Origin of the sequence: Enterocloster sp. HCN-30185, from assembly GCF_037890305.1 — a bacterium.
Taxonomy (GTDB): domain Bacteria; phylum Bacillota; class Clostridia; order Lachnospirales; family Lachnospiraceae; genus Enterocloster.
Genome location: NZ_JBBKBT010000012.1, coordinates 1 through 22,729, shown reverse-complemented (window position 1 = coordinate 22,729; position 22,729 = coordinate 1). Strand labels below are relative to the sequence as shown.

Annotated in this window: 16 protein-coding genes; 11 read left to right on the top strand and 5 right to left on the bottom strand. The window is 46.7% G+C overall.

Annotated elements, in window-relative coordinates; genetic code table 11:
- Positions 1 to 25: 25 nt before the first annotated feature.
- The 3 genes from WKT10_RS12165 (at position 26) to WKT10_RS12155 (ending at position 14,331) form a co-directional block, all read left to right on the top strand.
- Positions 26 to 12,310 (top strand): SpaA isopeptide-forming pilin-related protein, encoded by a 12,285-nt coding sequence (locus WKT10_RS12165; protein WP_340277444.1) that lies wholly within the window; start codon positions 26 to 28, stop codon positions 12,308 to 12,310.
- Between the two features lie 290 nt (positions 12,311 to 12,600).
- Positions 12,601 to 13,293 (top strand): iron-sulfur cluster assembly scaffold protein, encoded by a 693-nt coding sequence (locus WKT10_RS12160; protein WP_066546717.1) that lies wholly within the window; start codon positions 12,601 to 12,603, stop codon positions 13,291 to 13,293.
- 27 nt (positions 13,294 to 13,320) lie between these two features.
- Entirely contained in the window at positions 13,321 to 14,331 is a 1,011-nt protein-coding gene (locus WKT10_RS12155) for a GGGtGRT protein (RefSeq protein ID WP_066546720.1), read from the top strand.
- Between the two features lie 136 nt (positions 14,332 to 14,467).
- On the opposite strand, the gene WKT10_RS12150 is transcribed toward WKT10_RS12155, so the two are convergent.
- The 4 genes from WKT10_RS12150 to WKT10_RS12135 all read right to left on the bottom strand — a co-directional run bounded on the left by WKT10_RS12150 (position 14,468) and on the right by WKT10_RS12135 (position 17,378).
- Positions 14,468 to 15,718 carry a tyrosine-type recombinase/integrase gene (locus WKT10_RS12150; RefSeq protein ID WP_340277441.1) on the bottom strand — a complete coding sequence of 417 codons (1,251 nt, stop codon included), beginning with the start codon at positions 15,716 to 15,718 and terminating at the stop codon, positions 14,468 to 14,470.
- A gap of 186 nt (positions 15,719 to 15,904) precedes the next feature.
- Positions 15,905 to 16,555, bottom strand: a complete 651-nt coding sequence (locus WKT10_RS12145) for a hypothetical protein (RefSeq protein WP_340277440.1) — start codon at positions 16,553 to 16,555, stop codon at positions 15,905 to 15,907.
- 25 nt (positions 16,556 to 16,580) lie between these two features.
- Positions 16,581 to 17,045, bottom strand: coding sequence for a hypothetical protein (locus WKT10_RS12140; protein ID WP_340277438.1), 465 nt, complete (start codon positions 17,043 to 17,045; stop codon positions 16,581 to 16,583).
- A gap of 12 nt (positions 17,046 to 17,057) precedes the next feature.
- Positions 17,058 to 17,378, bottom strand: a complete 321-nt coding sequence (locus WKT10_RS12135) for an XRE family transcriptional regulator (RefSeq protein WP_340277435.1) — start codon at positions 17,376 to 17,378, stop codon at positions 17,058 to 17,060.
- 180 nt (positions 17,379 to 17,558) lie between these two features.
- On the opposite strand from WKT10_RS12135, the gene WKT10_RS12130 reads away from it, so the two are divergent.
- Complete coding sequence (locus WKT10_RS12130) at positions 17,559 to 17,765, top strand: helix-turn-helix transcriptional regulator (protein ID WP_340277433.1); 207 nt, start codon at positions 17,559 to 17,561, stop codon at positions 17,763 to 17,765.
- Positions 17,766 to 17,831: 66 nt separating this feature from the next.
- On the opposite strand, the gene WKT10_RS12125 is transcribed toward WKT10_RS12130, so the two are convergent.
- Positions 17,832 to 18,650 carry a hypothetical protein gene (locus WKT10_RS12125; protein ID WP_340277431.1) on the bottom strand — a complete coding sequence of 273 codons (819 nt, stop codon included), beginning with the start codon at positions 18,648 to 18,650 and terminating at the stop codon, positions 17,832 to 17,834.
- A 109-nt stretch (positions 18,651 to 18,759) separates the two neighbouring features.
- Here WKT10_RS12125 and WKT10_RS12120 point away from each other — a divergent pair, with 109 nt between their 5' ends.
- From WKT10_RS12120 to WKT10_RS12090, 7 genes are all read left to right on the top strand, one after another.
- Positions 18,760 to 19,098, top strand: a complete 339-nt coding sequence (locus WKT10_RS12120) for a hypothetical protein (protein WP_445293019.1) — start codon at positions 18,760 to 18,762, stop codon at positions 19,096 to 19,098.
- Positions 19,079 to 19,300 carry a hypothetical protein gene (locus WKT10_RS12115; protein ID WP_340277429.1) on the top strand — a complete coding sequence of 74 codons (222 nt, stop codon included), beginning with the start codon at positions 19,079 to 19,081 and terminating at the stop codon, positions 19,298 to 19,300. Before WKT10_RS12120 ends, WKT10_RS12115 begins: the two co-directional genes overlap by 20 nt.
- A gap of 15 nt (positions 19,301 to 19,315) precedes the next feature.
- On the top strand, positions 19,316 to 19,510 hold the full coding sequence (locus WKT10_RS12110) for a hypothetical protein (protein WP_340277427.1): 195 nt from the start codon (positions 19,316 to 19,318) through the stop codon (positions 19,508 to 19,510).
- Positions 19,511 to 19,699: 189 nt separating this feature from the next.
- Entirely contained in the window at positions 19,700 to 19,999 is a 300-nt protein-coding gene (locus tag WKT10_RS12105; protein WP_340277425.1) for a hypothetical protein, read from the top strand.
- Positions 20,000 to 20,152: 153 nt separating this feature from the next.
- Positions 20,153 to 20,806 carry a lambda-exonuclease family protein gene (locus WKT10_RS12100; protein WP_340277423.1) on the top strand — a complete coding sequence of 218 codons (654 nt, stop codon included), beginning with the start codon at positions 20,153 to 20,155 and terminating at the stop codon, positions 20,804 to 20,806.
- Between the two features lie 17 nt (positions 20,807 to 20,823).
- Positions 20,824 to 21,699, top strand: coding sequence for a DUF1351 domain-containing protein (locus tag WKT10_RS12095; protein WP_340277421.1), 876 nt, complete (start codon positions 20,824 to 20,826; stop codon positions 21,697 to 21,699).
- 15 nt (positions 21,700 to 21,714) lie between these two features.
- Positions 21,715 to 22,611: a recombinase RecT gene (locus WKT10_RS12090; RefSeq protein WP_340277419.1), complete on the top strand. Its 897-nt coding sequence runs from the start codon at positions 21,715 to 21,717 to the stop codon at positions 22,609 to 22,611.
- Positions 22,612 to 22,729: the final 118 nt, after the last annotated feature.

Below are 22,729 nucleotides of genomic sequence, written 5' to 3'. Positions count from 1 at the left end.
GGAGAAACCAAGGGGGACATAACAAGTGAATAAAAGACATTGGAGGCGTTTTTGCGCCCTTTTTCTGGCAGCCGCTATTCTCATTACGGGGATTCCCTTCCAGTCGGCGGCAAAGGAGAACACGGTGGAAATGATCATCCGGGGAGATGCATTTCAGAACCGTCCCATCAATATTTTCGGACACAGCCACCGTTCGATTACATGTTACTATGTAAATCCGGTGGAAGGCCATGTGCCGGCCTTCTGCCTTCAGCCCGGAAAAAAGCTGCCCAATCATACGGTGTCATCCTATACCCGGTATGACGCAGAGCCGGGAGCATCTGTGCCTGTCATCGGAAGCTTTGACCGGTATCTTCCTATGACATTAGCTTATGAGTGGATGGTGTCCGGGAATTATTATGATAAGACCCGATATGCTATGGTGCAGACCTATCTCTGGGGGTGCCTTGCAGGCTATGAGGAGGCCTGGGATGTGCAGGAGGAGATGATGCACAAATTAGAGAGCGTGATCCGGGATGGAAAGGTGCTCCCATTTTTCCATGAGATGCGGGAATATGTGGAAAATGGTCTGGCGGAATACGAAAATCAGGGAAATTCGGACCTTCCGGAGTGGAACGGACGCCAGCAGAGAATGGAGCTCAAGGATGGGAGATATGAGCTTACTCTGGATATCAGCAGCTGCCCCCAGCTTAAGAATGCAGTGTGGCAGTTTCCGGACGGGAACTGGATCTATGAAATAGGAGCAGACGGAACTTCTGTTACCTTTATCTATCAGGGAGAAACACCTTCCGGACGGATTTCTTCCGGGCCTTTAAGCGGAATTAAAACAAAGTATTACGCTTACATTTTCCAGCCGGAGGAGAAATACCAGATGCAGATGGGATGGCTGGATATGGCGGATACGGATGCAGAGGTCTGGTTTGAAGCAGGCCCGTCTTTGGACTCTCAGGAAGGTCCGGGACTGGAACTTTACAGGCATAAAGAGGTATTTGAGTCCAATTATAAGGTGCAGGTGGAAAAATACTGCGCAGAAACAGGAAAGCCCTTAGAGGAGGCTGAGTTTAACGTATGGGAAACCTTTGATTTCGGTCAGGTCAATGAACACGGCTATGAGGAGGGAAATCCGGACGGAAGCACAGGAGAGGTTTATGTAAACTGCATGTCTCCAAAACCGGAGGAGCGTATTCTCTGTGATGTGATTTCCACAGATGAAAACGGAACAGCTTCCCACAGCGATATCCGTGGTTATCATTACAGCAAAACCTACTGTATGGGCCATCCTGCGCCGGAATGGGTTGAATGCGACCATGAGGGAGAGGGGGAAGGAGACGAGGCAGAGGAATGCAGCTGTGAGGAGGAAAATGAAAGACTGCGCAGCCAGTGGCTGGCAGAACAGGAGCTTTGCAGCAGAACCTGTGACTTTCATGTGGGAAATGAGGACGAAGATAACCATAGCCAGAGCACAAAAGCCATGGAAGCAATGCTGGAGGACAGGGATGAGACGTATGAAAATTTTATCCGTCTGGAGTATGGGTACACCGCAGAGGAGAAAAAGGCCAGAAACGGGTATACCATTCACGGAACGCACCGCGATGACCCCATGATTGAAACCGTAGTTCTTATGTCTGCCCAGGCAGAAGGCAATGTACGGCAGGGTGAGATGGAGGTTTCCGGTGAAATGGGGATTCCAGCTTTAAAAACGTATGGAGAGAGCTTAGAAGCGCTGGGAGAGGAGCGGGGATACCGCTGTCTGCTCCCGGAAGGGGAGAAAATGGGTCTGGAAGAGCTTCGGAGCATCCTTGAAGTCCGGGAACAGGAACGTACAGAACCGGAAAAGAAGGAAAGTGCCGGGGAAACGACTGGTGTTCAGGAGACCCAGAGTGCGTCAGGTCAGGAGCAGGCCGGCACACAGGAACCGGATAAGGAGGGACTGGAAAGTCGGCCAGACAGTCAGCAGACTGGTGGAGAAGCCGGGAATAAGGAAGAGGCGGGAGGACAGTCAGGATGGAATGAGACGGAAGGAGAAGGGGTCGAAAATCCGTCGGAAGATGAGAAAATGGAAGGAACAGAGGCCGGAAATCCGTCAGATAAGCAGGAAACCGGCGGAGAAGTAAACGGAAATTCGCCGGAAGGGCAGGAAAGTAGTGGAGAAAGTTCGGGAAATCCGTCAGACAAGCAGGACAATGTCGGAGAAGAAGCTGGAAATCAATCGGGCGGTCAGGAAGTCGGTGGAGAAGTCTCAGAAAATCCGCCAGACAGTCAGAAAACTGGCGGACAAGAAGCCGGGAACCAGCCGGGCAGCCAGGAATCCGGCAGCGTAGCAGAGAAAAGGGATCCGGATATTGCCGAAATTGCCATAAGTCCTCATTTGCGCAGCCGTCTTTTAAGTCCATTTTCCTCTGCTCCGATACACTTTTTGGCTACATCCAATGATGCACAACGGGAGGAAGAGCTGCCAGAGAAGGGGGAACAGGAGGAAGGACTGCTGCCGGAGGAGGAAGATATGCCGGTTACGGAGCAGTTTGAATACATAAAACATCCCGTTGCCCCCTTCCTTCTATCCGAACCGGAATATACCTCTGCTCCCAGAGAAAAAATCAGAGAGGATCAGAAGAAACACCCATTCAGCTTAAAAGCACTTTTTTCATTTCTGTCAGAGGATGAGGAGGAGGGGGACAGTCTTTATGCTGTACTTCCGGATTTCATAGATGATGATCTGGAGCCAATGGATCCTTCCGATTATGGGGATCCTCTTCGCTGTCTTTATCGTTTCAAAATCTGGGATCACCGGACAGAGGGACGGATTCATATCAATAAGCGGGATTTGGAGCTTTATAAAGGAAATCCCGAAGGAAGTTATGGAAAAACTCAGGGAAATGCCACGTTAGAGGGAGCGGTATACGGTCTTTTTGCTGCTCAGGACATTATTCATCCGGATGGGAAAAGCGGTGTCGTATATGGCAGGGATCAGCTGACAGCCATCGCTGCCACAGACAAGGAGGGGAACGCCTCATTTTTAGCATACACTGAATGTCCGGGTACGTTGTGGAATGGCAGCGGTACAGAAGTTTCTGCGTTTACGGGGCCTGAAAATCTGTATCAGGGCAGTCAGATTACCTCATCCGATCATGGCTTTGGAACGAAAATCTATCCGGATTATAAGTCAGAAAACGGCTCGGTCTGGATTGGACGTCCCCTTCTCATGGGCAGCTATTACGTTATGGAATTGAGCCGGTCGGAGGGATATGAGCTTTCTGTGCAGGGCCTTAATAAGGCAGAGACAAACCGGGAGGCAGATGAGAGCGTTACAGTGATTTCTTCCGGTTCAGCCTGGGTGAAAAATGGCCTTTCTGATCACAACAGTATGGAAGCGGACGGCTCCTGGAATGACTTTACCATCGAATCGTATGATGCAGAAAATGGCTATGATATTACAATTACAGGCTATCCGGAGCATACGTGGTTTTACCGTTTGAGTTCGGAGGAGCGCAGGGAAAATGTAAAGCAGATTGTAAATACAGTACCGCAGCAAAAGGTGGATGAACATGGAACGCCTGTTTATAAAAAGGCTGCAGGCGGTGAACTGAAAACAGACGAGCATGGAAATCCTATATTAAAAGAAGATAGTTCAGAAGAGGAAAAGCTTCCTTTAAAAGAGACGCTTCCCTACCGTTTCCGCACAGCTCCCTATCCTTTTGGCACAGCAGAGCCGGAGGATCTCTCCTTATGGGATCAGCCTGTGGAAGAGGATTATTTAAAGGAGCAGGCAGAGGCCATGCTGGCTCAGCTTGGCTATCATCTGACAGCGGAAGAAATGGGTGCTCCCTGGGTCAATATCCCGTTGAAAAAAGAAAATTCTTTTCTGGATAATTCCACAGCGGCCAGTCAGATACTGGACTGGTATACAGAGCATGGGTTTTATGACTGCGCCGGAGTGGGAGCGGTCTATGAAAAAGAGGGAGAGTGGTTTGCCCGTCTGCATTACGATCATTCGGGAAACATTCCTCCTATGAGCGGTATTTATGACCGGGCAGATCAGCGGATGTATGTAAAAAAGGAAGCGGAGCAGGGAATTTACTGGCTGGAATACGAAAAGGGAACCTACAGCCTCAAAAGCCGTACAGTGACGCTGAAAGAAAAGAGAGAGCTTGAAGGCGAGGTACTTTTAGAGGAAAACACCCTGGATCATGCTGCAGTCTGCTGTCAGCCGGTTTATGAGTGTTATAAGGAGGGGGAAATCCTGCTTGACGTTCAGGGAAATCCGATTCCTGAGATGGAGCAGGTGCCTGTTTATGAAGAAAAAGAGGTCGTATACCAGACTCTGGCAAAGGAGCCTGTGGAGGCCGTGTGGGATGCATCCGCAGGCAGCTATACGATCCATTTTATTCCGAAATCGGTCAAAGGACAGAACGTACAGGATGTATTTCGGGCGGTTACGGATAAAAAGACCATCGAGCTTCACGGAACAGCAATCCCGTATAATCAGTATCTGATCCATGAAATGGGAGCGGCTGTGGATGTGGCTTCTTCTATCATAAAACAGGATCCGGGAAGCTATATAAAGCCGGTGCTGCTGTCTTATCCGGGCCAGAATCAGCCGGTACAGGATGGGGAGACGCAAAAAGAACCGGTTCAGGTGTTGGAACGGGCGATTAAACAGTCTGTGAGGGTTTCCAAAGACATTTCACAGGAATCCTATGAAAATGTAAACACATACGGTTCGGTCCACAATGATCCCATGACAGCGCTTTTGGGACTTTTCGGTGGTTCCGGAAGAGGAACAAAGCTTTTGGATCAGTTTAAATTCCGGTTATATTTAAAGAGCGATCTTGTAAATCTCTATGCAGATGAGGCAGGAAATCTTTTGTCAGAGGATATCAGCAGCAAAGATTTTACAGAGGCAGTTCAGGCTCATTTTCTGCCGCCAAAGGATGGCGGCGGGCAGAAGCTTTTAGAGAAAAAAGCAGACGGAAGCTGGAATTATAAAAAGTTTTTTGATGCATTGTATGCGGCAGACCAAAGGCCGGGAACTGAGGCAGCGGAACAGAAGCTGACAGAATTTGCATTGTCTTATGTGGATGTAAAAGCATATAAGGAGGAGATTTTAAAGCAACAGCCAGATCTGAACGAAGACAGGGCCTACAGGCAGGCTCTTGCACAGGCCAAAGAGGAGGCCAAAGCTTATACAGAGCGTTTTAAGGGACTGGATGAGAAACTTTCGATTGCCTGGGATCGGGATCCGTCAGGGGGTGCAGACCGGGATAAAAAGACCCTTCAGTGCAGCACACGGAATGGGAAAGATGATTATTTTGATACCTCCATCATGCTCCCTTACGGGGAATATGTGATGGTTGAGCAGCAGCCTTCTGCCCTTGAAGGTGAGCTGGCAAACCGTCATTATCGGATTGAGGAACCAAAAGAAATTACGCTTCCTTTTGTGCCTGAAATCGTGGAAAATGAGCAGACCGGGGAAGAAAATGTTCTGGATGAAACAGGAAGTTCCTATTTCCGTTATAACAGTACAGATTCTGCCGAGGAACTGGTTCGTAAGTATAAGATCCGTTTTAACGGAGAAAGCCATGTGATCCGGGCGAACGGTCAGGATGGGGAATTTGAGGTATATAAATACGGTCTGGATCTAAACAGCCGTCCCGGTCACAGCCTTACTTCCTCACAACCTTATGAAGAAGAATATATGGATGGAGCCAATCCGGCGGTAAAGGCTTATTACAGTGGCTATACCAGTGAAAGTGAGAATAAGGGAATCATGGATGGGGTTGTCTATGATGGAAATGAAACGGAAAACGGACAGGTGCAGATCCGGGATCAGGTTCCTGTAATGGAAGGGGAAGGCACTGCAATTCACGGTAAATTTGCTCCCATGCTTGTACCCTGGACGGTTCTTGCCCCTGCCACAGACCGGGTCAATCCGGATACGGGAAGCATTGAAACGCTTTATCCGTCAGGAAGCGGAGCCAATTTTAACTATGTTTCCTTTGCTCAGGAGGATGTTGAAAATACCTATTTCAGCTCCAGGCTGCGGATCGAAAAGATGGATGCAGAAACGGGAGAAACTATTTTCCATGACGGGGCTCTTTTTCGTATCTATGCTGCCAAGCGGGATGTAAAAAAGACAGGAACCGGCACGGCAGGAGGAAGCGGACAGGTCCTCTTCGGTTCGGCTGTGGATGCAGAGGGAAAGCCGGTGAAAGATGAAAACGGGAAGCAGATTCTTTACCCAAGAGTGGGAGCAGACAATAGTTCTGAAAGTGATGTTCCCATCCGGCTGGATGAGGATGGGATTCCCCTTTATGATGAAAGCCAGAGGATCAGCCAGCTAGATGAAAATGGGATAAAAAAGGGAATTTTCAGATCCTATTCTACCTTAAAGGAGCTGGTGATTGACGGACGACTGTGTGAGGTACCTGTGGGCTATATCGAAACGGCGCGTCCTCTGGGAGCGGGAGCCTATGTGCTGGTAGAGGTTCAGGCCCCGAAGGGATATACAAAGAGCCGGCCCGTAGCCTTTGAGATTTACGGAGACCAGGTCGTTTACTATGAGGAAAACACCTTAAAGGAAGGGAATGGCTGGGAGAGAAAAACGGCCAGACAGTATGAATATGCCATTCCTGTAACCGGGGAGGAAAACCGCAGAGGCACTGAGAAGGTAAGTGAGGTACCTGTACAGGATTACCCATCAGAGCTTTGGATCTACAAGACGGAGGACGGCGATTCTCTGGTTGGAAATGGGAACGGCCTAAAAAAGACAGATGCTCAGGGAAAAGAAGAAGCAAGCGGAGGCTTTACAGGAAATCAGGAGGAAATTTATGTAAATGACAGGGGCGATCTTCTCCTCTATAAAGTAAGCGGGCGAAAGGAAAAGCTGGAGGCCAGAGGGGATGTTAGGGAAATTACCTTTGATCAGGAAAAGCAAATATGGACCGGCTATGTAACAAAGGCCTTTGACTCATATTCCGAACACGTAATAGAGGGAACCGAGCAGGAATTAAAGGCTATGGACCGGGTGAAGCTTCTGTATGAGCTGGATGGTACATTTACGGGAAAAGGCATCCGTTTTGACCGGCCGGTTTCCGGGGCAGAACTGGTGCTTTATGAAGGAAGCTGTCTGGAGCCAAAGAAAAACGGCGGGTATGAGGGTGTTACAGTCCTGAGCCGTGAGGGAAGGACAGAAAAAATAGTAAATACGCATACAGGTACCCACAGGGAGCTGTTAAAAAGCGGTACAGATCTGGGGCCGGGCAAGCTGGATCTCTGGGAGGATCAAAAGCAGCCCAATGAACCCATAGAGCTGTATTTTTACGATTTAGAGAAGGAGAAGAGCCAGGGACGGCTGCGGGAGGATATCCACACAGGAGAACTGCAGGTACTGGATGAGAGAGGAAATGTTATATGCTTTGCAGATAAAGCCTCCGGTATGGCCTATGTCAGGGATGATTATGGAAGGATCATTGCATATCGGGCAGATGAAAAGGGAGAAAAAATCCCGGTGCGTTCGATCTGCGTGGGAGAAAACGGAGGAGCGCCTTCTATTTATAAGGACAAGCAGAGCGCAGATGATGAAAACGGACTTCCGGTATATTATAAAAACGGAGAGCCGGTATGGAAAGAAGAACGCTGGGTTACAGGAGAAAGCACAGGCCCGGATGGAAAGGAAGAAGGGATGGATGAAGCTCATGTGATCGCCCGCCTTCCCTTTGGAGCGTACATTTTACAGGAGGAAGGCGTTCCGTTTGAGCAGGGATATGTCCAGGCTCCGTATCAGGGATTGATCCTTGAGGATAGGAAAGGACCTCAGAAATATTTCCATCAGGATGAATTTACAAAAGCTGCCTTTGCAAAAATTGATATCCGCACACAAAAGGAGATCAAAGGGGCAGAGATGACCCTTTACAGAGCTCTTTTGGATAAAAATGGGAGACCGGAAACAGAAGAAACCGGTATTTACAAAAAGGGGGAGCCCTGGGCCGCCTGGATCAGCGGATATGCGTATGATGATAAAGGCGTGATGAAAAAGGATTCACAGGGAAATCCCATCCCTACGGATGAACCTCACTGGATCGACCACATTCCCGTTGGATTTTATGTGCTGGAGGAAACGCTTTGTCCTTATGACCAGGGCTATGTACAGTCGGAGTCTGTCAATGTGGAAATACAGGAAACAGGCCATGTTCAGAGCTTTGAAATGGAGGACGATTTTACAGCCATTGAGGTTTGGAAACTGGATGGAAAGCGGGACGAGGTGCTCTGCGGTGATACAGAAACAGGACTTACCCTTTACAGAGCCCTTCTGGATGCAGAGGGAAGGCCGGTGATGGAAGAGGGCCATCCGGCCATTCGGGAGGATCTGGCTGTATTTACCTTCCGGGCAGCTACATGGGAGGATGGACAGAAAGTGGCAGCTACCGGACGGGTGGAAACGGATGCAGCAGGACTTTACCCTATTATGAAATATGATTATCAGTATAATGATATCCCTGGAACCTTTCAGGGAAGGTATTATTATACAGAGAATGCATCGGTCCGGATGGAATATCTGCCGGTGGGAAGCTATGTACTGGCGGAGACTCAGACGCCGGAAGGGTATGCCACAGCAGATCCAATCCTGATTGAGATTCCCGATAAGGGTCATATGGTATCCGTAGGACAGTGGTCTATGAAGGATGAGCCATTAAAGCTTTCTGTGTCCAAACGTGTGATTTCCGGCGGGAAAGAGGTGGCCGGAGCGGAGCTTTCCATTTATCCGGTATCAGAAGATGGAAGGATATCCAGTGAAGCGCTGATCCTCCATATCCCGGAAAAGGATGGGAGCTGCCGTGAGGAAGAAGCAAGGTGGATTTCAGGAAATGATGGAAAATATACACAGAAAGAGGCAGAGGCGGGAACCATCCCGGAGGGTTTTGAAGAAGGGGATTTAAAGCCGCATTTGATTGAGTATATTCCGGACGGGGATTATATTCTCAGAGAAGAAATGACGCCCTATGGTTTTTTACAGTCCGTAGATCTGCCGTTTTCCGTTATAGATTCCAGAGTAATTCAGAAACTGGAAATGAAGGATGAAATCCCCGATGGGGTGCTGCAGGTTATCAAGCATGATGGAGACGATCATGAACTTTTACTGGAAGGAGCAGAATTTGAGCTCTTTAACAAAACGCTGGGAATTTCCTGTCAGAAGGCAGTCACCGATTTCAGAGGAAGGGCTGTGTTTGAAAAGCAGCCTGCCGGGTATCTGGCCTCTAACGGAAGCTTTGTCCCCTATACCTATGTGTGCAGAGAAATAAAGGCAGCTCCCGGCCATATGCTTTCAGCTCCGGACTTTGAATTTCAGTTTGAATATAAGGATGAAAGGACGAAGATCCTGAACGTGCAGCATGATCCGGAAAACGACAGTAATCGGGTGAAGGTGGAAAAACAGCTGGGAGATACGGGAGAACGGTTAAAAGGCGCCCTGCTTCGGTTAGAAAGAAAGATATCTGCGGAGGACGGAGGCCATACGGGGAAAATCCGCTGGGAAACAGCGGCAGAGTGGATCAGCGGAGATCAGCCTCATTTAGAAAAGGGGCTTAAAGAAGGAGAATACCGCCTTACAGAGCAGAAAGCGCCGGAGGGCTGCAATGTTTTGGCAGAGCCTGTTTATTTTACCATTGCAGACGGTATGAAAGAGGCTTTGCAGCTGGTGATGAAAAATTATACAGTCATTGTACAGATTGCCAAGACGGACCGTAGTTCCGGAGCTTTTCTGGCAGGAGCCAGGCTGCAGCTGATCCGAACGGATACAGGGGAAGTGATAGAGGAGTGGACCTCTGAAGAGCACACCCCAAAGACCTTTGTGGGGCTTAAGCCGGGAAGCTACCGGATCCATGAGCTGTATGCGCCTGAGAGCTATGAAAGGGCAGAGGATATGGAAATTGAAATAGAGGATCAATCCGCTGAAATTCAGACATTTTCCTTTGCGAATACGAAAATCACTTCTTCCGGCGGCGGAGGCAGCCACAGGCCTCAAAAGGAGTACATTTCCTTTAAAAAGACAGATGTTAATCATTTGCCTGTACCAGGAGCGGAATTTACGTTTTATGACCAGTGGGGAAATGAGATGGATCGGGCAGTAAGTGACGAAAAGGGATATTTTTCCATCCCAAAGCCTTCTGATGGAACCTATACCTTCCGGGAAACAAAAGCGCCTCAGGGCTATGGACTGGATCCGGTACTTCACAGCTTTACAGTCAGCCAGGGGGAGATATACCGGGGGGATTATGAGATAACAGACAGGGAAATGAAGGTAATTATAAGAAAACTGGACGGAGATACAAAGGAAGCTCTGGATGGAGCCGCTCTGCAAATCCGAAGCGTGGAAGGGCAGACGGGCGCAGAGCATATCGTACAAGAGGGAATTTCAGGAGAAAATCCAGAAGGAAAGGGTACATTTGTGTTCCATGCGCCCCATCCCGGCACGTACCGTATTTATGAAACAATGGCGCCTGACGGCTATGAGAGAACGGAAAGCTATTGTGAATTTACCATAAAAGAGGACGGAGGTACAGAGGGAAGTCTTACGGTTTATAATTTTAAGAGAAAGAAGACCCTGGGACAGATACGGGCGGTGTATCAGCCGAAAAAACGGTTTGGCAATTTTACGTATGGTTCAGGCAGCGGCTCAGGGAGCATACGCACCGGAGATACCATGGCGTACCGGGAATGGATGGTTCTGTCACTGCTGTTTTTTGCAGGAATGTTCCTTACTCTGCCTGAGCGTGAAGGAAAGAGAAAGGGACGCTTTGGAACAATGAAAATGCTGGCAGTGATTGGCGTTTTGACGGGAGCCTGTCTGCTGTTTTCTGTTTCCGCTCATGCGGAGACGGTCTGTGAGGGAAATACGGAGAATATTTCCCAGACGATTCTGTATGAAGCGGTAGAGAAAAGGGAGATTCTTCCGGAAACGGCCCGTATATCAGTGAAAAATCCTCAGACAGGTAAAACAGAAGAGAGAATTTTTCCGGAGATCCACAGAGAATATGGCAATGAGCGCTGGCAGGAGGATTTTGAACTGGAGCTTTCTGTTTTAGGAGAAAATGTTCAGGGATATGTACTGGAAGAGGAAGTAATCTGGGATGGAGAGCCGGAGGGCTTTCTGTCCCGGGGCGGACAGTTCCTTAAGGCAGCCGGACTTTCAGAGGCAGATTATGAGATTCAGGGGATCCGGAGAGAAGATACGAGCTCAGGGGATGAAAACAGGAAGCTGACTGCTTATGGAAAGAGGAAGGTCTGGGACTGCCGGGTGGAGTACGGCGGTTTGGTACATGCCGGGCAAAATGGAGCAGCTGTTAAAAATCAGGGGCAGAATTTAGCAGAAAACAGTGTGATAACAGAAGGGATCAGAGCAGGAAAGTCCATTTTTTTGATGGATTTGCTGCTTTTGGGAGCGGTTGCCCTTTTTCTGGGGCTTTGTGCGCGGAGAGTTTTTCTAAAAAAACAGCCGTGCAGGAGATATTTTGTTCCGATACTGTTTCTGGTTGTTTCCGTCGTATGTCTTTTTCATTTTCTTTCGGTATCAAAGCTTTATCATCAGGCCAGGAGGGATTATGAGATTCTCCGGAATAACGCATTTGCAGAGAAAGACGGGGATTTAAATATCGTTCTGGCAGATGGAAACGGCATTTCTCAGAAAGGGGAACAGAATGGGGGAGTGCCGGATGAAGAAATGCTGCGGATGATGAATCCAGAGTATTCCTTTTGGCTCCATATTCCGGAAACAGAGATGGATTATCCTGTAGTCAGGGGAAAAGACACTTCCTTTTATCTGAACCACAGCTTTGAGGGGAAGGACAGCGTATCGGGAGTAATTTTTACAGATCCGTTTACGGAACCGTTTGCGTCCGGCCACACGGTTCTCTATGGCCATAATATGAAAGACGGCTCCATGTTTGGAGGCCTTAAGGCCTATATGGATTCGGAGTTTTTTAGAAAATCGCCCTGTATTCGGATTTTCAGGCAGGGAAAATGGATTGTCTGCCCTATTTTTTCCTGCCATGTGGTTCAGGAAAATGATCATTCACCGTATCAGGCAGGGATGACAAAAACAGAGCGGGAAGCCTATTTTACTGCGATGTCCCAACAGTCTCTTTATGATACGGGGATTAAAAAATATGAAAATGAAGATTTTCTGACCCTTTCTACCTGTCACGGTTGGGGAAAGCGCCTGGTTTTGCATGCCATCATTCCCCATGAAGAGTCAGAAAAGGGAAGAGAATCTATAAAAATTGCTGATTTTTCTGTAAAAAAGAGTCAAAAATAGGCAGTTGCAACAGGGATAAATCACTGGACAAATGTCGTATTTTGTGAGAAAATAAACACGAGTATAACGTGATAAAATTAACAAGGAACACGATACTTATTAAACTGTATGGAGCAGGACGGCATCCTTCAGCCGGATGTTCAGTCCGACTGAAGAAATCGGATGTCCATCCGATGTGAAGGCAGGGGAAAAATTGTGCGTACAAGCAAGTTTGACGTCTGTTTTTGTTTCTGCTATCACGCCGTCCTAAACTGTTACATCAAATTTCAATTTGAAAGGAGTTTTAACACATGATTTATTCACATGAAGTAGAAGAAATGTGCACAGTTGCACAGGGCGTTCATCATGGCGCTGCTCCAATTCCAGAAGAAGCAAAATGGGTAAAGTCAAAGCAGATTACAGACATTTCCGGTCTTACACACGGTGTGGGCTGGTGTGCTCCCCAGCAGGGCGCATGTAAGCTGACTCTGAATGTAAAAGAGGGTATCATTCAGGAGGCTCTGGTTGAGACCATCGGATGTTCCGGTATGACACATTCAGCAGCTATGGCATCTGAAATCCTTCCGGGACTGACCCTGCTTGAGGCACTGAACACTGATCTGGTATGTGATGCGATCAATACTGCTATGAGAGAGCTGTTCTTACAGATTGTTTACGGAAGAACACAGAGTGCATTCTCTGAGGATGGACTTCCTGTAGGCGCCGGCCTGGAGGATCTGGGCAAGGGACTGCGTTCTCAGGTTGGTACTATGTATGGAACTCTTAAGAAAGGTCCGCGTTATCTGGAGATGGCTGAGGGTTATGTAACAGGCATCGCTCTGGATGCAGAAGATCAGATTATTGGTTACCAGTTCGTAAACCTTGGAAAGATGACCGACTTCATCAAGAAGGGCGACGATCCTAACACTGCATGGGAGAAAGCAAAGGGACAGTACGGCCGTGTAGATGACGCTGTTAAGATCATTGACCCACGCAAAGAATGATGAGGACCAATTAGGAGGATAAAGAAGATGGCATTATTTGAATCATATGAGAGAAGAATTGATAAGATCAATTCCGTATTAAACAGCTATGGCATTGCTTCTATCGAGGAAGCTGAAAAGATTACAAAAGATGCAGGCCTTGACGTTTATGCTCAGGTTAAGAAGATCCAGCCGATCTGCTTCGAGAATGCATGCTGGGCTTACACTGTAGGCGCAGCCATCGCGATCAAGAAGGGCTGCAGAAGAGCTGCTGACGCTGCTGCTGCCATCGGCGAGGGCCTTCAGGCATTCTGTATTCCCGGTTCTGTAGCTGACCAGCGTAAGGTTGGTTTAGGCCACGGAAATCTGGGCAAGATGCTTCTGGAAGAGGAGACTGACTGCTTCTGCTTCCTGGCAGGCCATGAGTCCTTTGCAGCTGCTGAAGGTGCAATCGGTATCGCAGAGAAGGCAAACAAGGTTCGTCAGAAGCCTCTGCGCGTTATCTTAAACGGTTTAGGAAAGGACGCTGCACAGGTTATCTCCAGAATCAACGGCTTTACATACGTTGAGACAGAGATGGATTACTACACAGGCGAGGTTAAGGAGCTGTGGAGAAAGTCCTACTCTGAGGGCTTAAGAGCAAAGGTTAACTGCTACGGCGCTAACGACGTAACAGAGGGCGTTGCTATTATGTGGAAGGAAGGCGTTGACGTTTCCATCACTGGTAACTCCACCAACCCAACCAGATTCCAGCATCCGGTAGCAGGCACCTACAAGAAGGAGTGCGTAGAGAAGGGCAAGAAGTACTTCTCCGTAGCATCCGGCGGCGGTACAGGCCGTACCCTGCATCCTGACAACATGGCAGCAGGTCCTGCATCCTACGGTATGACCGATACCATGGGACGTATGCACTCTGATGCGCAGTTCGCAGGTTCTTCCTCCGTTCCGGCTCACGTTGAGATGATGGGTCTGATCGGTATGGGTAATAACCCAATGGTTGGCGCTACCGTAGCTGTAGCTGTTTCGATCGAGGAAGCTGCTAAGGAAGGCAAGTTCTAAGAAATCCAGTAAAATCAAGGATTTAAGCAGTACGGAAAAGTATACAAAAGTAGGAAAATGCACATAACTTGTTTACTACTTGTTTATTATTTGATTACCGTATTTGTTTACCGTCAGGTAGGGCTGAAAATTGGCCCTACCTGATTTTTTCAAGATCTGATCGCAGCCATTCCAGGTCCCGGAGAGTGTAAACGGATTCGGTGATGTCCTGAATTTTATGGCCTACCATCTCCTTTAATGCATATTCATCAACCTCGGCTTTCTTTGCTCTGGTGACGAAGGTATTTCGGGGATCATGAGGGCGGTGCTCTGGATTGAGATTGAGCGCTGCCATCACAGCCTTGAAACGATAGCTGTATTTATCATAGGTAATTTTATAAGAGCCGGCATGGGTTTGCCCCTTATCATTAAAGAGGTATGGGCTTCCCAGAGACATGGCAATATCATAATTCTGTTTTACCAAGTCTCGAATTCTGGTATGGATCGGGACAATACGCTGCTTACCGGCATCCGTTTTTATTCCGGCTTGCATATACCATTCTTCGAGATTGATCTCATCCAAACGGAGCAGGGCAAGCTCCTGAGGCCTCCATCCCATATAACATTGGATCAGGATCCAGTCTATGTATTTCACTTTTCCGACATTTTCCCATAGGATGTTAAGCTCATTGTCTGAGAAGGGGATGTGGCTTCGCTTCGACGCTTCTTTTTCTTTCATAATATCTTCTGATATATCAAATGTTCTGGCATAGTTCACGGTCACAATTTCATATTCCAGTGCATAGTCATACATCAAATTAAAGAGAGATTTTATCCGCGCCTTTGTTCCAGCGCTGGGAAATACCTTCTCGCCTTTCTTTTTTCCGCGTGTTTCGATGCGGTATCCCTCGTCCATAACTCCCTTTATATGCCTTGCCCGTACATCTTTTGCCCGCATCCGGTAAATGCTGGAACAGTAGGCCCAGGCGGATGTGATCGTACGAGCATAGCTTTCATCACAGGTGCTCAGGTAAGCATCGGTCCATTTCTCATAGAGTTCTTCAACGAGAATATCATCTTTAAGATCGTAAGGATTGCGGTTATAATCTATCAGGGCCTGATAAGCTTCGTTGTAGGTTGGGAAATAAGCTTTGGGCTTCAGCGGTTTCAGTATGGGTTTATTGAATTCTGTTTTTCCAACGCAGACTCGAGTCCAAAAGGGGTTGCGCAGATTTTTGCCTTTGATTTCTGTGATGCTTCCGAAACCATTAGGCAGCCGTTTTCGTCTGGCACGTTTTTTATAATTGTTCTGGATAACCGTTCGATTCAACGGATAACCGCAATGAGGGCAGGCCAGGGCCTTGTCACTGACTTGCAGTTGACATTCCGGACATTGAATCAGTGCCATAATTATTCCTCCTTATTGTTGCGACGTCGCACATTTTTGCGTATAAAAAATACACCTGTACAGGTGTAAGGAGGTGTGGTACAATGTAGGTGGTTAAATCTTACATTGTATTTGGCCTCCGTGGCCTGTACAGAATTTATCTAAAAGCCGTTCCTGTTGGCGCAGGGGCGGTTTTTGCTGTTTTATTTAAAGTTTTGCTACTGCTCTAATTAATTCTTCGAACACAATTGGTTCATTTACAAAAATGGTATATGATTTATTTCTTGATTGTAAAGTCAAATATTTTCCAGATGAAATAAGTCCTGTTAATTTTTCATAAGGAATCTCGAATCCTTTTTGGTTATTCATAAACACAATTCTATGGTTTGTGATAATAAAACTTCCGAAATATTTTTCTGTAACATCTTTATAAATTTTTCGACTGTTTCCTGAACTCGAACGGACATAGACTCCCTTAGTAACACGGACACTAACACCACCTCCAGAGCCTGTACTCCCGACAGCTTTATTTTTTGTTTCTGTTAGATATGTTTGAACTTCATTACAAGCAAATTCACCATCTTTTAAGATTAAAGAACAGCTTTCTATTTTAGGAATGCCACCAGCTCGTATACTGCTTATGGTTTCTTGAACGGTTTTTTCGTAGTTCGCTTTTTCTAGGTTAACTTTCTTGATTTCACAAATAATGCTCCGGATAATCCAAATAGTAATAGCATAAAAAAGAATTACTATTATCTTATTAGATACACTGTATTCAGAAAAACGAGAAATAAAACCTATATCTAATATGCCTAAAGTAACAAGAAATATTATTTTTGTTTGCATTTTATTACTCATATCAACCCCTCTTTTCTTTTAATCTTTAAAAACTTTCGATTACGGATAATGTAGGCTCAAACATTATAAAATAGCCATCTAATTTGGTATAACAGCCATATTTTTCATGGTATAGTTCGAGAGCATCTCTCAGGGTCTCTTCGCTTACACCAAGACATTCAGCCAATTCGTAATGGTTCCGGCAGTGTTGGCGATGTCCTTGTATAATGCCAGAGAGGCCAATGCGTCGATCATAGGCCTTGAGACGAGCCAAGCGTTCCTGTTTTCTATTAGATGTATTGTTTTGATCTAAAATGTTTCCTACAGTTGTGTAGTGATGTTCTAACTCTTCTGTCAGTGTATCAGCAGTTTGGGCGGAGTCCATTCCTTTGCGCAGGGCAATGGAACCGTCTATGTAAAGTCCATTCAAACGGTCACTTTTAAATTGCACATAATCAACAGGAATATCATGATCGTAAGCTTCCTGCTCTAATTCTTCTAATTGTGTCAAACAAATTCCCCCTTATTTACGTCTGTTTTTCACAAATTCAGCATAGGCTCGGATGTCATCGAGCTCATCTTCTGTAAATTCATCTCCATCAAAATGGGCGGCAATGGTATGTGGCTCAGTATTGCCTATAATTTCTCCATCAACCAATTTTTCGGCATTGATATCAAGTGCCTTAGTAATTTTCAACACATTGCTTATATTTGAATTAGCCACGCCTCTTTTTAAAATGCTATCAAGGGTAGTCCATGGCATATTGATATTTTCGGAGAATTTTTTTAAACTCCCGTAATTACTAATAATTAGTTCTTTCAAATTCGATTCTAATTCGTTCACTTTACAACCTCCATTCATTTGAACTAATTTCATATTATCATCTAAATCTCGAAAAATCAATACAAAGGTTTTGTTAAATTTAATTTTATCACGAAAAATCATAAAAATATATTGACAATCACGAAAATTCGAGTATAATCAAGACTGTAATCACGAAAATTCGATAAGGAGGTGATAAAATTGTACCGTAATCTTGAAGCAGAAATGGCAAGAGCAGGAATTACCCAGTTTCAGCTTTCAAAAGAGCTTGATGTAACTCCTACCACAATGTCATTAAAATTGAATGGAAAAAGCAATTTAACATTGCAAGAATGTGTAAAAATTAAACACTTCTTAGGAACAGATGAATCTATTGACTATCTATTTGAGACTGAGGACGGGAGGTGAGAGAGATGGAAGAAAAGGAAAAACCACATTCTGATTGGAGAATGTGGATTATAACAGCGACCATGGTTATTCAGCTTTTGAACTCGATTCAGTATTATCAGGCTTGGAATCAACTTCAGAATTCGACTGAATTGCAGAGTCAGGTGTTGCAATATCAAGTTGAGAGTCTGAAGGCAATAAATCAGGCACTGGATGGCTGGAAGTAGCATCATTCATTTGGCTTGGATGATTTTCCAAGTATTCAGTTAATGATATAAGGCATTCAATAATTTGCTCGCCCTGTTCTTGGGTAATTGAAAAAGTTTCCATATCTGTATTTTCTTGAAGAGTAGATAGTGGATCTGGAAACAACCAGCTAAGAAGAGTGAGCAAAAATGTTACAAGCCATGCTACTTCAGAACGAGTCAACTTTTTCTTGGCTGAAGAAGATTGTGAAAGTACTTCTGGTGTTGCTTTTGATAGTTTATCAGATATTAATACTTCGGGGGCTTCAACATAATCTGGAAAGACATGAATGTTGTTTATGGAAGAAAGCAAAGGGCTTATTGCAGATTGAAATTCTTGTTGGCTAAATACACTCATGTCTCTACAGACGTTTGTTATGGGAGAAGTCATTTCATTAATTATTTGAATTACTGCGTTGTATCCGCCAATGCTGGAAGTTATTGCTTTAGACAATTTTACATACTGATTGAAACCAGAGAAAATTCCTGTTGGTACCGTGCATTGGGTGGAAAACACATTGGAAAAACGGATTGATGCTGTAGCGGCATTTAATAGTTCTCTTTGTTGATACACGATAGGAGAAAATGGATCCCTGGTCATGCGCTCAATCAGTTTTTGATTTGCGGTGAAAGCTTGTATCGCTTTGTCAATTTCGGACATGTAGTAATAATTCCCCTCTTTTGTACTCGGTGTTGCAGCACCTGTGAGTACAGTATAGGTCAGAGGGGAAGAAATGACAAGATAGTTTGAGAATGAGGGAGGTGAGAGCATGGCAGAGAGCGTAATACAACTGACTCAGGCGAAGGAAATAGGAGAGCATATAGCTCGTATGCTTATGAGTGAGAATTCTGTACCCGAGTTCGGAGAGAAAGGTGTTCCGGTAGCCGTTGCAGCAAGAGTTTTTGGAAAGGATGCTACTTGGATTCAGGCAGGAATCATTTCTGGATGGCTGCCTATAGGAATAGCAACTCAGGACAAGCGGCAGGTTACAGATATCAAACAGATGGAATCAGGAAAAAGAACCAATTACTATATCAGTCCCAAAAAGTTATGGGAGTGGACTGGGTACATATGGAGAGGAGAAGAAAATGCAATCAGAAGTAATTAAGTATCAGCCCCCAGTGGAGGGCGTTGTAGTTACTCAGGAAGAAGAGAAGCAGATTCTGAAGCTGGGCCGGATCATGAGGGAACAGCTGGATCAGAGCCATAAGGATGTGCGGCTGTTTGGCAGGCTGTCTACGGTGATGGCATTCCTGTTGGGGATGGAATCAGTGTTGCTGTTGGTGGCTACCGGAATAATAGCACTGTGAGAGGAGGTGAGGAAGATGAAGAAGGCAACAACCGTAGCGGAGTATAAGATCCGCAAGTGTCTGGCAAAGTTAGAGCGGCGGGGAGACATTGCACTGGAGTGCTTTGCTTTTGAGATGATCGGCCCCCGTGAGGCGGAACTGAGAGATAGTAATGGTGATGCATTCCGGCTGGCTTACGATCCGGTGAGTGAATCAGTTTCTGAGATTTAAGGCGGTGAGGACGATGGACAAGGATGTTTGTGGTACTTGCCACAATAAGAATCGGTGCATAGAACGGAGCAGGATGTATCCGTGCCTGAATTACAAGAAGAAAAAGGACCTACACAGCGGCAACTGTGACGGGTCCAAGCGTTAAAAAATCAACACCCTCTATTATGAGGGAGAACAGGAGAAAAATCAATGGTAAACACAACAATTTCATACAATGGGGCCAAAAGGACAGCTGAAAGCGAGATTGCTCTTGCAATCTGTCTGACAGGCAATGAGAAGAAGGATGGAGTGGAGGCAACGGTGATCTGCATAGGTGAGAGAGAAAATATATCCTCAGATGATTTTGTTGAATGCCTTGCTAAAAGTATGGTGAGTGCAGTTAGCCGTGTGGCCGTTAATGATTTAGGAGCTGCACATGCATTGATGAAATTAAGCCGTATCGTGGAAAAAGCAGCGAAGGAGAAATGCCTGGAAAGGTTGTCCAAATGACTCGCCCCACTACATACCCCGGCAGCCAGGTCAGGATCACATCCCCGTTTTACTTCCTGACCTGCTCCTGCGGTGTCCGGATGTGGTCCCTCCTTAGGGAGATTACACCCTGTCCGAACTGCGGAAAGATTATGAGGAGGGAGGGCACTGCGGATGGCAGTCACTAAGCATATATTTGCCAGCCGGGAGGAATGGCTTAAGGGCCGGAAGAACCATATCGGCGGGTCGGATGCCAGCGCCTGTGTAGGTATGAACCCGTACAAAGACAACGTGCAGCTGTGGGAAGAAAAGATGGGGCTGGTGATGCCGGAGGATATTTCAGATAAGGATTATGTCCGGTACGGCACAGAAGCAGAAAAACATCTGCGGGCACTGTTCGCCATGGATTTCCCGGAATATCAGGTATTCTACGATGAAGATAATATGTTCATCAACGACCGGTACCCGTGGATGCATGCTTCTTTGGATGGTGAGCTGGTGGATGAGCAGGGACGGCGCGGGATACTGGAAATCAAGACCACTAATATTCTACAGAGTATGCAGCGTGAAAAATGGAATGGTAAGATACCGGACAATTATTATTGCCAGGTGCTCCATTATCTGGCAGTGACAGAGTATGATTTTGCGGTTTTGAAAGCCCAGCTTAAGAGCGAATGGCATGGGGAACTGCGGATTACAGTCAAGCACTATTTCATCGAAAGAAAGGACATTGAGGAGGATATCCGGTATCTGGTGGAAGCAGAACAGCGTTTCTGGACTTGCGTAGTGGAAGGCCACAGGCCGGATTTGCTTCTCCCGACGATATAAAGGCAGAGGAGGAACGTATGGAATTAAAAATCTATAATCCGCAGGAAGGCGGATATTTAAAGAAGATCGAATGGAATTTCGAGGAGCTGAAGGAAGAGGTTACAGCCAAAGCTAAGGAATATGCGGCAACCGTCTACACAGATGAAACCATCAAGGCAGCCAAGGCCGACCGGGTCACGCTGAATAAGTTTGTAGAGGCCGTGAAGGGAGAGCGGACTGCGATCCGCAAGAAGCTGCTGGAGCCGGATGAGCTGTTTGGTGAGCAGATCAAGGAGTTGACCGGGATCGTCCAGGGTGCCATTGATAAGATTGATACTCAGATCAAGGATTATGAGAGCCGCCAGAGGGAAGAAAAGACGGCAAAGATCAAGGAGTTCTATGAGGCCAATATCCATGATATCGGCCAGTGCCTCCCCTTTGACCGGGTGATGAAGCCCCAGTATGCCAATGCATCCACTACCATGAAGTCCATCAAAGAGGAGATCCTTGCACTGATCCAGAAGGTAGATGAGGGTCTGGCGATCCTGAATGAGGTGGACAGCCCTTATGCCGGGGATATGAAGCAGGTATTTTTACAGACCTATGATATCGGCGCCGCCATGGCAAAACGGAACCAGCTGGAGGCGGAAGCGGAGAACCGGCGCCTGTACATGGAAGAACAGGAACGGAGAAAGGCAGAACGTGAGGCCGCCCGAAAGGCAGAGGCCGACCGGGTTATGCAGGCTGGAAGGGCACCGGAGCCGCTCAAGGAGATGCCCCAGAAGATGGAAACGGTAGAGGACCCGGTCAATGTGATCGACTTCCGGGTATACGCCACCATGGCACAGCTGATGAGGCTGAAAACGTTTTTAAATGATAACGGCATCCGGTTTGAGCCGGTACCAAAGAATTAAGGAGGAAAAGGAATCATGGCAGTAAATAACAGTCTGGCAAACAGGCAGAGGAAAACAGGGCTTACTGCATATCTGACCCAGGATGCAGTAAAAGACCAGATCAATAAGGTAGTAGGAGGAAAGAACGGCACCCGTTTTATTTCCAGTATCGTTTCTGCTGTCCAAGTCAATCCGGCATTGCAGGAGTGTACCAACAGCAGCATATTAAGCGCTGCACTTCTGGGGGAGTCATTGAACCTTTCCCCCAGCCCCCAGCTGGGCCAGTATTATATGGTACCGTATGATAACCGGTCAAAGGGAGAGAAGGAGGCTCAGTTCCAGCTTGGATATAAGGGATATATCCAGCTGGCTACCCGCAGCGGTCAGTATAAGAAGCTTACTGTGCTGGCAATCAAGGAGGGGGAACTGGTCCGGTTCGATCCTCTGAATGAAGAAATTGAGGTGAGCCTGATCGAAGATGAAGATGAGCGGGAAAATACACCGACTATGGGATATTACGCCATGTTTGAGTATACCAATGGTTTCCGAAAGTCCATGTACTGGAGCCGGGAAAAGATGGAGAATCATGCAAAGAAATTCAGCCCGGGATATAAAAAGGATCTGGAGAAAGGAACAAAGTGGACATTCTGGGCGAAGGATTTTGATGGCATGGCGTATAAGACAATGCTCCGCCAGCTGATCAGCAAGTGGGGGATCATGTCGATTGACCTGATACAGGCCATTGATGCAGATATGGCCGTCATTCATGAGGATGGCACGAAGGATTATGTGGAGACTGATGCGGATATGGTGGTTGCAGATGTATCAACAGAGGAAAAAGAGCAGACAGAGCCTGTGCAGCCTTCTGCTCCTGAGACAGCATCCCCGCCGGTACCACAGCCTCAGGATGCAGCCAGTGCATTCTTTGGATAAGGAAAGGAGGTGAGCACAGCATATGGCGATCACGTTTGATACGATAGCGAACGGGGAGCTGGCAGAAAAGTTCCAGATGGCCCTGACCCAGATCGGACGCAACATCATGGACCCCAAC

Excerpts from the sequence above, each read along its gene's own strand:
- WKT10_RS12160 (WP_066546717.1), top strand. The coding sequence starts at position 12,601 with ATGATTTATTCACATGAAGTAGAAGAAATGTGCACAGTTGCACAGGGC.
- WKT10_RS12145 (WP_340277440.1), bottom strand. The coding sequence starts at position 16,555 with ATGAGTAATAAAATGCAAACAAAAATAATATTTCTTGTTACTTTAGGC.
- WKT10_RS12150 (WP_340277441.1), bottom strand. The coding sequence starts at position 15,718 with ATGGCACTGATTCAATGTCCGGAATGTCAACTGCAAGTCAGTGACAAG.
- WKT10_RS12115 (WP_340277429.1), top strand. The coding sequence starts at position 19,079 with ATGCAATCAGAAGTAATTAAGTATCAGCCCCCAGTGGAGGGCGTTGTA.
- WKT10_RS12100 (WP_340277423.1), top strand. The coding sequence starts at position 20,153 with ATGGCAGTCACTAAGCATATATTTGCCAGCCGGGAGGAATGGCTTAAG.
- WKT10_RS12120 (WP_445293019.1), top strand. The coding sequence starts at position 18,760 with ATGGCAGAGAGCGTAATACAACTGACTCAGGCGAAGGAAATAGGAGAG.
- WKT10_RS12155 (WP_066546720.1), top strand. The coding sequence starts at position 13,321 with ATGGCATTATTTGAATCATATGAGAGAAGAATTGATAAGATCAATTCC.
- WKT10_RS12095 (WP_340277421.1), top strand. The coding sequence starts at position 20,824 with ATGGAATTAAAAATCTATAATCCGCAGGAAGGCGGATATTTAAAGAAG.
- WKT10_RS12110 (WP_340277427.1), top strand. The coding sequence starts at position 19,316 with ATGAAGAAGGCAACAACCGTAGCGGAGTATAAGATCCGCAAGTGTCTG.
- WKT10_RS12125 (WP_340277431.1), bottom strand. The coding sequence starts at position 18,650 with ATGTCCGAAATTGACAAAGCGATACAAGCTTTCACCGCAAATCAAAAA.
- WKT10_RS12105 (WP_340277425.1), top strand. The coding sequence starts at position 19,700 with ATGGTAAACACAACAATTTCATACAATGGGGCCAAAAGGACAGCTGAA.
- WKT10_RS12090 (WP_340277419.1), top strand. The coding sequence starts at position 21,715 with ATGGCAGTAAATAACAGTCTGGCAAACAGGCAGAGGAAAACAGGGCTT.